Origin of the sequence: Streptomyces sp. NPDC019443, assembly GCF_044389785.1 — a bacterium.
Taxonomy (GTDB): domain Bacteria; phylum Actinomycetota; class Actinomycetes; order Streptomycetales; family Streptomycetaceae; genus Streptomyces.
This window is the reverse complement of record NZ_JBIRYJ010000002.1, coordinates 144,005-157,960: the sequence shown is the minus strand read 5'-3', so window position 1 is coordinate 157,960 and position 13,956 is coordinate 144,005. Positions and strand designations below refer to the sequence as shown.

At 69.9% G+C, this 13,956-nt stretch carries 10 protein-coding genes and 1 pseudogene; 9 read left to right on the top strand and 2 right to left on the bottom strand.

The features are described 5' to 3' along the window. Positions 1–41: 41 nt before the first annotated feature. Positions 42–1,559 (bottom strand): ricin-type beta-trefoil lectin domain protein, encoded by a 1,518-nt coding sequence (locus tag ACH492_RS06865; RefSeq protein ID WP_398983603.1) that lies wholly within the window; start codon positions 1,557–1,559, stop codon positions 42–44. A gap of 107 nt (positions 1,560–1,666) precedes the next feature. On the opposite strand from ACH492_RS06865, the gene ACH492_RS06860 reads away from it, so the two are divergent. The 4 genes and pseudogenes from ACH492_RS06860 to ACH492_RS06845 form a co-directional block, all read left to right on the top strand. Beyond that, entirely contained in the window at positions 1,667–3,061 is a 1,395-nt protein-coding gene (locus tag ACH492_RS06860; protein WP_398983601.1) for a class II fumarate hydratase, read from the top strand. Between the two features lie 58 nt (positions 3,062–3,119). Then, a complete protein-coding gene (locus ACH492_RS06855) occupies positions 3,120–3,797 on the top strand; it encodes a DUF402 domain-containing protein (RefSeq protein ID WP_398983600.1) in 678 nt (225 codons plus the stop codon). A gap of 309 nt (positions 3,798–4,106) precedes the next feature. After that, positions 4,107–5,981 (top strand): SpoIIE family protein phosphatase, encoded by a 1,875-nt coding sequence (locus tag ACH492_RS06850; RefSeq protein WP_398983598.1) that lies wholly within the window; start codon positions 4,107–4,109, stop codon positions 5,979–5,981. A 94-nt stretch (positions 5,982–6,075) separates the two neighbouring features. Then, a pseudogene (locus ACH492_RS06845) lies at positions 6,076–6,524 on the top strand (catalase-related domain-containing protein); the annotation flags it as partial. 100 nt (positions 6,525–6,624) lie between these two features. Here ACH492_RS06845 and ACH492_RS06840 read toward each other — a convergent pair. Beyond that, positions 6,625–8,844 (bottom strand): transglycosylase domain-containing protein, encoded by a 2,220-nt coding sequence (locus ACH492_RS06840; protein ID WP_398983595.1) that lies wholly within the window; start codon positions 8,842–8,844, stop codon positions 6,625–6,627. 250 nt (positions 8,845–9,094) lie between these two features. On the opposite strand from ACH492_RS06840, the gene ACH492_RS06835 reads away from it, so the two are divergent. The 5 genes from ACH492_RS06835 to ACH492_RS06815 all read left to right on the top strand — a co-directional run bounded on the left by ACH492_RS06835 (position 9,095) and on the right by ACH492_RS06815 (position 13,946). Continuing rightward, positions 9,095–10,030 carry an SPFH domain-containing protein gene (locus ACH492_RS06835; protein ID WP_398983593.1) on the top strand — a complete coding sequence of 312 codons (936 nt, stop codon included), beginning with the start codon at positions 9,095–9,097 and terminating at the stop codon, positions 10,028–10,030. After that, a complete protein-coding gene (locus tag ACH492_RS06830; RefSeq protein WP_398983591.1) occupies positions 10,027–10,239 on the top strand; it encodes a hypothetical protein in 213 nt (70 codons plus the stop codon). Before ACH492_RS06835 ends, ACH492_RS06830 begins: the two co-directional genes overlap by 4 nt. Positions 10,240–10,375: 136 nt before the next feature. Continuing rightward, complete coding sequence (locus tag ACH492_RS06825; protein ID WP_398983589.1) at positions 10,376–10,900, top strand: PadR family transcriptional regulator; 525 nt, start codon at positions 10,376–10,378, stop codon at positions 10,898–10,900. Next, positions 10,897–11,583, top strand: a complete 687-nt coding sequence (locus tag ACH492_RS06820) for an ABC transporter ATP-binding protein (protein ID WP_398983587.1) — start codon at positions 10,897–10,899, stop codon at positions 11,581–11,583. Before ACH492_RS06825 ends, ACH492_RS06820 begins: the two co-directional genes overlap by 4 nt. After that, positions 11,580–13,946 carry an FtsX-like permease family protein gene (locus ACH492_RS06815; RefSeq protein WP_398983585.1) on the top strand — a complete coding sequence of 789 codons (2,367 nt, stop codon included), beginning with the start codon at positions 11,580–11,582 and terminating at the stop codon, positions 13,944–13,946. Before ACH492_RS06820 ends, ACH492_RS06815 begins: the two co-directional genes overlap by 4 nt. Positions 13,947–13,956 lie beyond the last annotated feature (10 nt).

The following is a 13,956-nucleotide window of genomic DNA, read 5'->3' as shown; positions in this document are numbered from 1 at the left end:
AGATTGAGGAGCGGGGGTCCGAGGGCGGCGCCCCGGTTCGTTCAGGCGAAGCGCTGGTCCGGCCCGCCCGTGCACGCCCGCAACCGCACCGCATCCCTCGGCGCCGCCAGTGTCACGCACAGCCCTTGCGCCGCCGCCGGGCGGATCGTGCCGCCGGTGCGGACGAACTGCTGGTTCGCGGCACCGTGGCAGTCCCACACGACCAGCGCCGCGCCCGCCGCATAGCGGCCACCCGGCACGTCGACGCACCGGTCCTGCGTCAGCTCCGTGTGCAGCGACCTCCGCGCCGCGTCGTACCACCAGCCCTGATTACGTCCGCCGTGGCAGTCCCACCCGACGACTCCGGTGCCGTTGCGGGTGACGGCGCCCGACACGTCCACACAGGAGCCCGTCGCCTCGTTCCTCAGCGGCTTGTACGCGTCGTCCCACGCTCCCGCGTACAGCTCGGGCTTCCCGCCCGACGCCACATCCGCGCAACTCGCCTCGCGCAGCCCTGAGTTGTAGAGCTGCGTGAGGCACGAGGCGAACGCCGCGTGTCCGCGCACATTGGGGTGGAAGGACTGGCGGACCGAATTGGAGTCCGGCGGGAAGGGGTTGGTGATGTCCACGTACAGCCCGCGCACCCAGGTGTTCTCCATGCAGACCTCATGGCCGTGGAAGAGGCGCGAGTTGTCGAGGTAGACGGCTCCGGTGGACTGCGCGGCCTTGCGCATGCCGCGCTGGAAGGCGGGGACGGCTGTGTTGCGGCCCCAGACGGTGTCGGAGTCGTAGCCCATGCCGCCGCAGATCAGCTTGCCGGGGAAGCCGGGGTTGTCGCGGAAGTCCGGGCCGATGGGACTCGGGTAGCCCATCACGACCAGTTTGTAGTCCTCGTCGGTGTATCCGGCGTCGCGCATCACGGTGCGCAGGTCCCGTACGGTCTGCTCGACCTTGGGGACGAGGCCGTCGATGCGGGCCTGCCAGCCCGGTGCGTACTTGGGCTCGCACGGTCCCTGAATGAGCAGAAAGCGCGTGACGCAGTCGGTCATCACCGGCCCGAACCGCAGATCGTCATTGGCGCCGGCCACCAGCAGCACCATCTTTATGCGGGTGTTGCGCGCTTTGATGGCCAGATTGTCGCTCTGGACGAGTTCGTCGGCGTACTGCTTCGAGCCGCCGATCCGGATGTTCCCGGAGTACGCGCCGGAGCAGGAGACGTTGTACGTGACGTCCGCCGCGATGCCCGTGCGGTGGATGGCGGCGTCGGGCGAGCGGTGGCACCAGTTGTCGGGGCCGTTGGTGCCGGGCTCGTACGTGCCGACGCCCTCTCCCGAAATCTCGCTGTCGCCGAGCGAGATCAGGCCAGACTTGCGGTCCGCGAGCGGGCGCTCGGCGGGGCTGCCGTAGAGCTTGACGGCCTCGGCCGCGCGGATGGACTCCAGTTCGGGAGGGAGCGGTACAGATGCGACGGTGCGGGTCTCGTCGGCCTCGGCGGTCGTGGCCGCCACCCCGCCAAGTCCTGCCGCCAGTGCGGCGGCGGCCGCGACCGTACAGCGAAGTCTGCGTCTGGTGCGCCTCATTGCGCCTCCCCGGTTTGTGGTTGTCACCGGTATTTACTGGCGGGTAGCGCACTTGGGAATAGACAGAACAAGACAAGTGCTCACCTTTTCTGGGAGGTACGAAGACGATGAGCGACGCGAGCGAGTACCGGATCGAGCACGACTCCATGGGTGAGGTGCGGGTGCCCGCACACGCCAAGTGGCGGGCCCAGACGCAGCGGGCCGTGGAGAACTTCCCCATCTCGGGGCAGCGTCTCGAGCGGTCCCACATCGAGGCCCTGGCCCGGATCAAGGCGGCCGCTGCCCAGGTCAACGCCGAACTGGGTGTGCTCGACAAGGACATCGCGGGCGCGATCGCCGACGCCGCCGCGGAGGTCGCCGAGGGCCGCTGGGACGAGCACTTCCCGGTAGACGTTTTCCAGACGGGCTCCGGCACCTCGTCGAACATGAACACCAACGAGGTCATCGCGACGCTGGCCACCGAGCGCCTCGGCCGCGAGGTGCACCCCAACGACCATGTGAACGCCTCCCAGTCGTCCAACGACGTCTTCCCCTCCTCCATCCACATCGCGGCGACGGCGGCCGTGACGGGCGATCTGATCCCGGCGCTGGAGCATCTGGCGGCCTCGCTGGAGCGCAAGTCCGCCGAGTTCGCGGACGTCGTGAAGTCCGGTCGTACGCATCTGATGGACGCGACTCCCGTCACGCTGGGCCAGGAGTTCGGCGGCTATGCAGCGCAGATCCGGTACGGCGTGGAGCGACTGACGGCCTCGCTGCCCCGGCTCGCCGAACTCCCCCTGGGCGGTACGGCGGTGGGCACCGGCATCAACACCCCGCCCGGTTTCTCGGCCGCGGTCATCGCCGAGGTCGCGCGCGCGACCGGGCTGCCGCTGACCGAGGCCCGCGACCACTTCGAGGCGCAGGGCGCGCGGGACGGTCTGGTGGAGACGAGCGGTCAGCTCCGCACCATCGCGGTCTCGCTCACCAAGATCTCCAATGACCTGCGCTGGATGGCATCGGGCCCACGTACCGGTCTGGCGGAGATCAACCTCCCCGACCTCCAGCCCGGCTCCTCGATCATGCCCGGCAAGGTCAACCCGGTGATCCCGGAGGCCGTGCTGATGGTCGCGGCCCAGGTGACCGGCAACGACGCCACGGTCGCGACCGCGGGCGCCGCGGGGAACTTCGAGCTGAACGTCATGCTCCCGGTCATCGCCAAGAACCTGCTGGAGTCGGTCAGGCTCCTCACCAACGCCTCGCGTCTGCTGGCGGACCGTACCGTCGACGGCATCACGGCGAACGCAGAGCGGGCCCGGGAGTACGCCGAGTCCTCGCCGTCCGTGGTCACACCGCTGAACAAGTACATCGGCTACGAGGAAGCGGCGAAGGTCGCCAAGAAGTCGCTGGCCGAACGGAAGACAATCCGCGAGGTCGTCCTCGAGTCCGGCTATGTGGAGCGTGGAGCGCTGACCCTGGAACAGCTCGACGAGGCGCTCGACGTGCTGCGTATGACGCATCCATGACGCGACGTCCGTGATCTGCGTCGCAGCTGGGCCCCGACCGTGCTCCTAGGATCTGCTCATGACAGGCACAGAACGCATCGCACGCTGGACGCGCGGGGACCACATCCTCTGGCGCTATCGCGGCCATGCCCCGGTCCTGTCGGGCGCCACCGTCCACATCTGCCGCCCCGTGACCGTCGTACAGGACACCGAAGAGCTGCTCGCGGTGTGGATGGCGCCGGGCACCGAGTGCGTGAGACCGGTGCTCGCGGACGGCACGCCGGTCCACCAGGAGCCGCTCGCGACCCGTTACACGGCCCCGCGCACCACCGCCCTGTCCCGCTGGTTCGGCACGGGCGTCCTGAAGCTGGCACGGCCCGGCGAGCCGTGGTCGGTCTGGCTGTTCTGGGAGCGCGGCTGGCGGTTCAAGAACTGGTACGTGAACCTCGAGGAGCCGCATACGCGCTGGGCGGGCGGCGTCGACTCCGAAGACCACTTCCTGGACATCGCGGTCCGGCCCGACCGCAGCTGGAGCTGGCTGGACGAGGACGAGTTCGACCAGGCCCAGCGGGTCGGCCTGATGGACGCGGAGAAGGCGCGAGGGGTACGTGAGGCGGGCGAGGCGGCCGTCGAGGCGATCCGGGCCTGGGGAGCCCCGTTCTCCGACGGCTGGGAGCGCTGGCGGCCGGACCCCGCGTGGCAGGTGCCCGAGCTGCCGGCGGACTGGGGGCGGACGGCCGCGGAGCTGGCCTCGTGAGCGCCCGGCGCGGGCGGTGAGCGAAGTGACTGATTCCGGCCCGGGAACCCGCTCCGGCGCATACGACCTCGTGAGACTCTTGATGCGCCCCCTGGGGGCAAACGTAGGATCGTCGTCCGCAAGGCTGCGCCGTTTCAGCAACCATTGAGCGCAGCACACGACCTGACCGTAAGTCATCTCAAAGTCACCATTAGGGGGTGGAGCTGTGCCGGATGCCTGCCACCCTGTCGACGCCGCCCGCAGAGCGGGTATACCGCCTCACGAGGCGATTGCATCGCACAACCGGCCCGGACGGACGGAATCCCACGCGTGACGGAGCAGCCCACCTCCCACGAAGGCCGACAGCCCCTGGCTGCCCGGCCGCAGGAACGCACCCGGCCGCGGGCAGAGGCGACCGGGCCCTCGGCCGTGCCCACGCCCGGGCCATCGGCCGTGCCCGCGCCGTCCGGGCCCACGCAGGAGTTGGCGGGGACCGCGCGACGGGAGGGGGACCGGCTGCGGTTCGTGGGGGCCGCGACGCGGCGGATCGCGCGCGGCATAGATCTGGACGAGATCGTGCTGGGGCTGTGCCGGGCCACCGTGCCGACCTTCTCCGACGCGATCCTCGTCTATCTGCGTGACCCGCTGCCGGTGGGCGACGAGCGTCCGGTCTCGCCGTTCGTGCTGCGGCTGCGCCGCACCGACCGGCTGCGTTTAGCCGGTGAGGACGCCGACTTCGGTGCCACCGTCCCGATCCCGGTCATCGACCTGCAGAACGACCTCACGCCGGCCGCCGAGCTGTGCCAGGTGCGTTCCGGCGGTGCGCTCTCCGAGGTGCTGCGCGGCGTGCGGCCCGTCTTCGGCGACTCCGCCGCCGCCCGGGCCGCGCTGCCCGAGCTGCTCGGCGACGGCCGGACCGTGCCGGGCGGCCATCGCGCGATACTGGCCCCGCTCCGCGGCAGGCGGCGCGTGATCGGTGCCGCGGTCTTCCTGCGCCGGCCCGACCGGCCCGCGTTCGAGCCCAACGACCTGCTGGTGGCAGCCCAGTTGGCGACGCACACCGCGCTCGGCATCGACAAGGCCGTGCTGTACGGCCGCGAGGCATACATCGCCGACGAGCTGCAGCGCACCATGCTGCCGGACTCGCTGCCCCAGCCGACCGGCGTACGGCTCGCCAGCCGGTACCTCCCGGCCGCCGAGACCGCCCGCGTCGGCGGCGACTGGTACGACGCGATCCCGCTGCCGGGCAGCCGCGTGGCGCTCGTCGTCGGCGACGTCATGGGGCACTCCATGACCTCCGCCGCGATCATGGGCCAGCTGCGGACGACCGCGCAGACCCTCGCCGGGCTGGATCTTCCGCCACAGGAGGTCCTGCACCATCTGGACGAGCAGGCCCAGCGGCTCGGCACCGACCGGATGGCGACCTGCATGTACGCCGTGTACGACCCCGTCGCGCACCGGATCACCATCGCCAACGCGGGCCACCCGCCGCCCATCCTGCTGCACCTGGGTGGCCGGGCCGAGGTGCTGCGCGTACCGCCCGGCGCGCCCATCGGGGTCGGCGGCGTGGACTTCGAGGCCGTCGAGCTGGACGCCCCGTCCGGCGCCACCCTGCTCCTTTACACCGACGGCCTGGTCGAGTCCCGGCTTCGGGACGTGTGGACCGGCATCGAGCAGCTGCGGGAGCGCCTGGCCGCCACCGCCCAGCTGACCGGTCCCGATCACTCGCCCCCGCTGGAGGCGCTCTGCGACGACGTGCTGGACATGCTCGGACCGGGCGACCGGGACGACGACATCGCGCTGCTCGCGGCCCGCTTCGACGGGATCGCGCCGAGTGACGTCGCGTACTGGTACCTGGATCCGGAGGACGCGGCTCCCGGCCGCGCCCGCAGACTGGCCCGCCGCGCACTCACCCGCTGGGGTCTGGAGGAGCTGAGCGACTCGGTGGAGCTGCTGGTCAGCGAGGTCGTGACCAATGCCGTGCGGTATGCCGAGCGTCCGGTGACCCTGCGGCTGCTGCGTACGGACGTGCTGCGCTGCGAGGTCGGCGACGACTCTCCGCAGCTGCCGAGGCAGCGGCGGGCAAGGGACACGGACGAGGGCGGACGCGGACTGTTCCTGGTGAACCGGCTGGCCAGACGGTGGGGAGCGACCCGGCTCTCGACCGGCAAGGTGGTCTGGTTCGAGCTACCCACCCGTACATAGCCCAAATCTGGACCCCGTCCCAGTGTTGCCGACATCGCATCTGCGGAGTTGACCGGGCAAGCGGCCGAAGCGACCACATCCCTGGATCGACCGATCGTATCCGGACACCCACCGCTGCCGGATCGGTCCGAACTACGCCCAGCCGCCTCCCAACAGGGCGCGCTCGCAGGTGAATTCGTACGCGAAGGACGGCCCGATGCGGTACGAGCCGGCGAACACGGCACGGCCCTGCGCCCCCGAACTCCTACGGCGGCCCGGCGGCCGGCGTGGCGGACTTCGGCGACCCGGCGGGCTGTGCGGCCGGGGTCGAGATGGTGCGCGAGGCCTACAGGCTGCACCGCGAGGACGACGACTGGGGCCGGCCGGGCACCATGGTCCGCCAGGTCCTCGACGACGCCGCGCGTGACCGGCTGGTGTCGAACGTCAGCGGGCACCTGCTGCAGGGGATGACCCGGCCGATCGTGGACCGGGCACTGCAGTACTGGCGCAACATCGACAAGCAGTCGGGCGACCGGTATCGCCAACATTGTGAACGGCGGCTGACAGCGGATACGACTGTGCCCGCGGACCCGGAAGCCGGGTGCCGCGGGCACAGTCATGTCGCGACGGCCATGCATGACGGCCATGGCATGCAGTTGTGGCATTACGGCCTGAGGACGCCCTGGTCGCCGTCCGGCCCGCCCGGGCCGCCGTCGGTCGGATCGGTCGGCGGCGTGAAGGTCGGCTCACCCGTCGGCGTCTTGGTCGGTGTCTGCGTCGGATCGTCCGTCGGCGTCTCGACGGGTGTCTTCGTCGGAGTATGGGTCGGAGTCTCCTCCGGCTCCCGGGTCGCCGTCGGAGAGGGCGTCTGGGTCGGGGTGTCCGACGGCTTCGGATCCGGGTCCGCGGTCGCGGTCTCGTCGACCTCCAGCTCGAACTCGGCGTCCGAGCCGCCGTCCAGCGCACCCGTCGTGTACTGCTTCCAGATCTTGGCCGGCACGCCACCGCCGTTGGCACGGCCCGCGTTGACCGTGTCGGTCAGCGTGACCTGCCCGCCCTTGGGGTCCTCGCCGAACAGGGCGACGGCGGTGACGAGTTCGGGGGTGTAGCCCACGAACCACGCCGAGCGGTTGTTCTCCGAGGTACCGGTCTTGCCCGCAGCCTCGTACTCGCCGGCCGCGTTCTGGCCCGAGCCGCTCTTCACGACGCCCGTCATGGCCGCCGTGGTGGTGTCCGCCGCCTCGCGGCTGATGACCTGGTCGCCGATCGGGTCCGCCAGGTCGGCCTCGCGGACCTGGTGCTCGGCGGACTTCACGATCGTCGGCGTGACCTTCTTGCCGTGGTTGTCGAGAGTCGCGTACACCGCGGCCATGTCCCAGGTGGAGGCGCCCATCGTGCCGAGCGACATCGCGGGCCTTTCCGGCCAGCCCTTGCCGTCCTTCATGCCGAGGTCGAGTGCGGTCTTCTTCGCCTTCTCCGGGCTCACATCCACGATCATCTGCGCGAAGACGGAGTTGATCGAGCTGTTCGTGGCCCTCTGGACGGTGACCGGGCCGTAGTCCCGGTCGTCCTCGTTCTCCGGGGCGAAGGGGGTGTCGCTGCCCTCGACGGGCCGCTTGCTGGTGCCGTCGTAGGTGGTCTTGAGACCGATCGGTTCGCCGTCCTGGGTCTTGGACCCGTTCTCCAGGGCGGAGGCGAGGACGACGGGCTTGAAGGTCGAGGCGGGCTGGTAGTCGCGGCGGGTGGCGTTGGACAGCCAGTGCTCGGTGGCGCCGATGCCGCCGTACAGCGCGACGACATGGCCGGTTTTCGGGTCGACGGAGGTCGCACCCGCCTGGACGGTCGCGTCGGCCTTGTCGCTCTTGCGCTCGAGCTTCTCCTCGAGCTGCTTGTCGACCGCCTTGACCAGCTGCTTCTGGCGCTTCTCGTCGATGTTGAGGGTGATCGTCCAGCCGCCTGCCTCGATCTCGTCCTCGCTGATGCCCTGGCGTTCCAGCTCGGCGTTGGCCGCGTCGACGAGGTAGCCGGTCTGGCCGCCCATGCCGGGGGCCGCCTTCGGGGCCTTGGGGAAGGGGAACTTCAGGGCGCCGCGCTTGCCGGAGTCGAGCCAGTTCTCCTCGACCATGTTGTCGAGTACGTAGTTCCAGCGCTCGGTGACCAGCTTTTTGCCGGTGTCGGAGGCGACCGCCCAGTCGTACTGGCTGGGGGCCTGGAGGAGGGAGGCGAGGTACGCGCCCTGGGCGACGGTCAGCTTGGACGCGTCGACGCGGTAGTACGCCTGGGCCGCCGCCTGGATTCCGTATGCACCGCGCCCGTAGTAACTGGTGTTGATGTACCCGGCGAGGATCTCGCTCTTTTCCTCGTTCCTGTCCACCTTGAGCGAGATCACCAGCTCTTTGAGCTTGCGGGTGACCGTCTGGTCCTGGTCGAGGTAGTAGTTCTTGACGTACTGCTGTGTGATCGTCGAGCCGCCCTGCTTGCCCTTGCCGGTGAGGGTGTTCATCAGGCCGCGGGCGGTGCCCTTGAAGTCGACTCCGGAGTCCTTGAAGAAGGTCTTGTTCTCGGCGGCGACGAAGGTGTACTGGACGTCCTTCGGGATCTGCTCGAGCCCGACGATCTCGCGGTTGACAGTGCCGGTGCGGGTGAGGATCTTGCCGTCGCTGTACTTGTAGACGTTGCTCTGCATCTCGGCCTGGGCGTTGGCCGTGGGCACCGGCACGATCAGATAGATCACGAAGAACGCGCCCATCGCCAGCAGGCAGAAGCCGAAGAAGGTGCCCAGCAGCTTCCTCCAGGTGAAGAACCGCCGTATGCCCGTGGGCCCCGCCTTCTTCGCCCGGCGCGCCCCACCCTGCCGGGCCCGTCGTGCTTCCGCTCGGCCCATCGCTTCGTTGCTCCGCTCTCACTACTCGGTCTGCTCGGTCTCAGATCAGCTCAGAAAGCTAACACCGCTGGTACGGACAAAGGCCCACTCATCCGGTCTTTTCCGGACGTGACAATGAGCACCCCGTCTCAAGGAACCGACTCACGAGAGGCACACAGGGTTGCGACGAAAGTTAAAGTGATAGCAGAATGATTGCAGCGTCGGCGAGGGTCGCCGACTGCTGCCGGACTGCCGAAAACGGGGAGCGACCATGCCTGCCACCAGCACGACAACCACGGACGACCTGCCGGAGATGCCCACCCCGCAGGTCCGTGAAATTCCGGCACACAGCATCGGCGGGGGCCTCGCGCTGCTACTCGGCCTGCTCGGCCTCGCCGCGGGGGTGTTGCTCATCGTCGTCGGGGCCACGGCCGGCTCGACCGGCGCGAAGGCCGCTCTCATAGTGATCGGCATCCTGGCCGCGATCGCGGCCTTCTTCGCGATGTGCGGGCTGAACATGGTCGCGCCGGGCGAGGCGCGAGTGGTCCAGCTCTTCGGCCGCTACCGGGGCACGATCCGTACGGACGGACTGCGCTGGGTCAACCCGCTCACCTCGCGGGTCAAGATCTCGACGCGGGTGCGGAACCACGAGACCGCGGTACTCAAGGTGAACGACGCATACGGCAACCCGATCGAGCTGGCGGCGGTGGTCGTATGGAAGGTGGAGGACACCGCACAGGCGATGTTCGAGGTGGACGACTTCCTGGAGTTCGTCTCCACGCAGACGGAGGCGGCCGTACGGCACATCGCCATCGAGTACCCGTACGACGCGCATGACGAGGACGGCCTGTCGCTGCGCGGCAACGCGGAGGAGATCACCGAGAAGCTGGCGGTGGAGCTGCACGCGCGGGTCGAGGCGGCGGGCGTCCACATCATCGAGTCCCGCTTCACGCATCTCGCGTACGCGCCGGAGATCGCCTCCGCGATGCTGCAGCGCCAGCAGGCGGGCGCGGTGGTCGCGGCACGGCGGCAGATCGTGGACGGCGCGGTGGGAATGGTCGAGGCGGCGCTGGTCCGGATCCAGGAGCAGGACATCGTGGAGCTGGACGCGGAGCGGAAGGCGGCGATGGTGTCGAACCTGATGGTGGTGCTGTGCGGTGACCGCGCGGCGCAGCCGGTCCTCAACACGGGCACGCTCTACCAGTGACGCCCCCCGAGCGGAAGCAGGTGCTGCTGCGGCTGGACCCTGCGGTGTACGAGGCGCTGGCGCGCTGGGCGTCCGACGAGCTGCGCAGCGCGAACGCGCAGATCGAATTCATCCTCCGCCGCGCCCTGTCGGACGCGGGCCGCTTGCCGGGCACGGTGCGCCCGATCCCGCGACGGGGCCGCCCCCCGAAGCCACCGGAGGAGGGGTAGTCCCCCACCCCGCGGTCGGTCGGCCTGAAAGTCCAGGCCGGCCGGCGGGAAATTCAAGCCCCGTGACTGAGGCGCGGGGCCCGGGGCGGATCCCCGGTATACACACGGGGTATACACCGCGTGTACAGTGCTCCTCATGTCCATCGGTCACACCCTCCTCGGGCTCCTCGAATCCGGCCCACGCCACGGCTACGACCTCAAGCGCGCCTTCGACGAAAAGTTCGGCCACGACCGGCCCCTGCACTACGGGCAGGTCTACTCCACCATGTCCCGCCTCCTCAAGAACGGCCTCGTCGAGGTCGACGGCATAGAGGCCGGCGGCGGGCCCGAGCGCAAGCGGTACGCCATTACCGACGCCGGGATCACCGACGTGTCGCGGTGGCTCGCGCAACCCGAAAAGCCCGAGCCGTATCTTCAGTCGACCCTCTACACCAAGGTCGTCCTCGCCCTGCTCACCGGCCGCAGTGCCGCCGATCTGCTCGATTCGCAGCGGGCCGAGCATCTGCGGCTGATGCGCGTCCTCACCGACCGCAAGCGCCGCGGCGATCTCGCCGATCAGCTCATCTGCGACCACGCCCTCTTCCATCTCGAAGCTGATCTGCGCTGGCTGGAACTGGCCGCCGCCCGCCTCGACCAGCTCGCCAAGGCGGTGCGCGGATGACCCCCGCAGGCTCCCTCCTCGTCGCGGGCGATCTGCACAAGGCGTACGGCCCGACCCCCGCACTCGACGGCGCATCGTTCTCCATCCACCCCGGTGAGGTCGTCGCGGTCATGGGGCCGTCCGGCTCCGGCAAGTCGACCCTCCTCCACTGCCTCGCCGGGATCGTCCCGCCCGACTCGGGATCCATCCGGTACGGCGAGCGCGAGCTCACCGAGATGTCGGACGCCGAGCGCAGCACCCTGCGCCGTACCGAGTTCGGGTTCGTGTTCCAGTTCGGGCAGCTCGTACCGGAGTTGAGCTGTACGGAGAATGTGGCGCTGCCCCTCCGGCTCACCGGCGTCAGGCGCAAGGCCGCCGAGCGCACCGCCCAGGAGTGGATGGAGCGGCTCGAGGTCTCCGACGTCGGCCAGAAGCGGCCCGGCGAGGTCTCCGGCGGACAGTGCCAGCGGGTCGCCGTCGCCCGGGCGCTGGTCACATCGCCCCGGGTGATCTTCGCGGACGAGCCGACCGGCGCGCTGGACTCCCTCAACGGCGAGCGCGTGATGGAGTTGCTCACCGACGCGGCACGGGACACCAATGCCGCGGTCGTCCTGGTGACGCACGAGGCCCGGGTGGCCGCGTACTCCGACCGCGAAGTCATCGTCCGCGACGGCAAGGTGCGCGACATGGCGGGCGTGGCATGAGCGGCGGCGCCACCTGGATACGGGATCTCACCCTGGGCGCCCGGTTCGCCGTCACCGGCGGTCGGCGCGGTTGGACCCGTACGATCCTCACCGCCATCGGCGTCGGCCTGGGCGTCTCGCTGCTGCTGGTCGCCGCGTCCGTGCCGCATCTCATCGAGAGCCGCGACACCCGCGAAGCGGACCGCACGGTCACCTTCAACGACGAGGTGAAGCGTTCCGAGCGCTCGTTCCTCTTCGCCCAGACCAGCACGCTCTACCACTCGGACACCGTCAACGGCGCCGTGATCCGGACCGACGGCAGCGACGCCCCGGCGCCGCCCGGCCTCGCGAAGCTGCCGGGCCCCGGCGAGATGGCTGTCTCTCCCGCCCTCGCCGACCTGCTCAGCTCCCCCGGAGGGACGCTGCTGAAGGACCGGCTGCCGTACCGGGTCACCGCCACCATCGGGGACCGCGGCCTGATCGGCCCCGGTGAGTTGTTCTACTACGCAGGCAGTTCCACCCTCTCCCAGGCGGCGGCAAACTGGCGCGCGGACAGCTACGGCGGCAACCAGGGCAAGGGCGACCCGATGAGCGCGGTGCTCCTGCTCATCATCGTGATGGCCTGTGTGGCCCTGCTCCTGCCGGTGGCCGTGTTCATCGCCACCGCCGTGCGGTTCGGCGGCGAGCAGCGCGACCGGCGGCTCGCCGCGCTCCGCCTGGTCGGCTCCGACCAGGCGATGACACGGCGGATCGCGGCCGGTGAGTCACTGTGCGGCGCGCTGCTCGGGCTGGTCGCCGGCGCCGGATTCCTCGCGCTGATACGGCAGTTCATCGGCTCGGTGACCGTCTGGAACGTCAACGCCTTCCCCTCCGACATCGTGCCGAGCCCGGTGCTGACCGCGTTGATCGCCGTCGCCGTACCGGCCTCCGCGATCGGAGTCACCCTCTTCACGCTGCGTGGTGTGACGATCGAGCCGCTCGGTGTTGTGCGGAACACCGCTCCGCGGCGCCGCCGGCTGTGGTGGCGGCTGCTGATGCCGGCCGCCGGTCTCGCCCTGCTGCTGCCCCAGTCTGGCCGGGTCGGCCTGGCGGACACCGAAATCGCCACCTATCAGATCGCCGGCGGCGCGCTGCTGGTGCTGACCGGGGTCACCGCGCTGCTGCCGTGGCTGGTGGAGGCAGTGGTCGGCCGACTGCGCGGCGGGCCCGTGCCCTGGCAACTGGCCATACGGCGGCTCCAGCTGAGCAGCGGAACGGCGGCCCGTGCGGTGAGCGGCATCGTCGTCGCGGCGGCCGGCGCCATCGCGCTGCAGATGCTCTTCAGCTCCGTGCAGAGCGACTTCATGAAGCCGACCGGTATGGACGCGGCCCGCGCCCAGCTCGAGACCAGCGCGAAGGCCACGGACGGCTCCGTGGCGCGCAGGATGATCGAGAAGTACTCGGCGACCAAGGGCGTCTCCAGCGTGATCGGGATGATCCAGGCGTCCGTCGACCGGCCGGGACCGATACGCAAGGGCGAGGGCTACATCCCCAGCACCCAGATCACTGTCGCCGACTGCCCGTCGCTGCGGGAGCTGGCGAAGCTGCCCTCCTGCAAGGACGGCGACGTCTTCATCGCCCGTACACACGGCAATCAGGGACCCCCGGACGAATTTCTCGCCGAGACCGCCCGGCCCGGCGCCCAGGTCAACCTCAACTCGGAGCAGTTCGGCCCGGGAGGCGAGGCGAAGACGACCAAGCCGGTGCTGTGGCGTATCCCCGCATCCACCAGGACGGTGGAATCGCGTACCGACCCGGTGGGGCAGGTCTCCTTCGGCGTCATGGCGACGCCGTCCACCATCGATGTGTCGAAGCTGGTGAGCCCGACGGCCAAGGCGATGATCCGGCTCGACCCGGACGTGCCGGATGCGGCCGAGTACGCCCGTAACACCGCGGCCGCCATCGATCCGCTGACCAGCGTCTTCACGATGCAGAACTTCGAGCGTGACAGCCAGTTCTCCAGCGTGCGCACCGGCCTGTTCGTCGGCGCGACCGCGACGATGCTGCTGATCGCCGCGTCGATGCTCGTCTCCACTCTGGAGCAGCTCCGCGACCGCAAGCGGCTGCTGTCGGTGCTGGTCGCCTTCGGCACCCGGCGCGCCACTCTGAGCTGGTCAGTGCTGTGGCAGACGGCCGTGCCGATCGTGCTGGGTCTCGCCCTCGCGGTCACGGGCGGCATCGGGCTCGGTCTTGTCCTGCTGAAGCTGGTCGACAAGCAGGTCGCCGACTGGTGGGCCTTCCTGCCCATCACCGGGGTCGGGGCCGCGCTGATCCTGCTGGTGACGGTGCTCAGCCTGCCGCCGCTGTGGCGCATGATGCGCCCGGACGGGCTGCGTACGGAGTAGTCGGCGCAGC

Bases quoted from the DNA above. Each gene is read 5' to 3' on its own strand.
- ACH492_RS06865 (WP_398983603.1), bottom strand. From the start codon at position 1,559: ATGAGGCGCACCAGACGCAGACTTCGCTGTACGGTCGCGGCCGCCGCC.
- ACH492_RS06860 (WP_398983601.1), top strand. From the start codon at position 1,667: ATGAGCGACGCGAGCGAGTACCGGATCGAGCACGACTCCATGGGTGAG.
- ACH492_RS06855 (WP_398983600.1), top strand. From the start codon at position 3,120: ATGACAGGCACAGAACGCATCGCACGCTGGACGCGCGGGGACCACATC.
- ACH492_RS06840 (WP_398983595.1), bottom strand. From the start codon at position 8,844: ATGGGCCGAGCGGAAGCACGACGGGCCCGGCAGGGTGGGGCGCGCCGG.
- ACH492_RS06835 (WP_398983593.1), top strand. From the start codon at position 9,095: ATGCCTGCCACCAGCACGACAACCACGGACGACCTGCCGGAGATGCCC.
- ACH492_RS06825 (WP_398983589.1), top strand. From the start codon at position 10,376: ATGTCCATCGGTCACACCCTCCTCGGGCTCCTCGAATCCGGCCCACGC.
- ACH492_RS06820 (WP_398983587.1), top strand. From the start codon at position 10,897: ATGACCCCCGCAGGCTCCCTCCTCGTCGCGGGCGATCTGCACAAGGCG.
- ACH492_RS06815 (WP_398983585.1), top strand. From the start codon at position 11,580: ATGAGCGGCGGCGCCACCTGGATACGGGATCTCACCCTGGGCGCCCGG.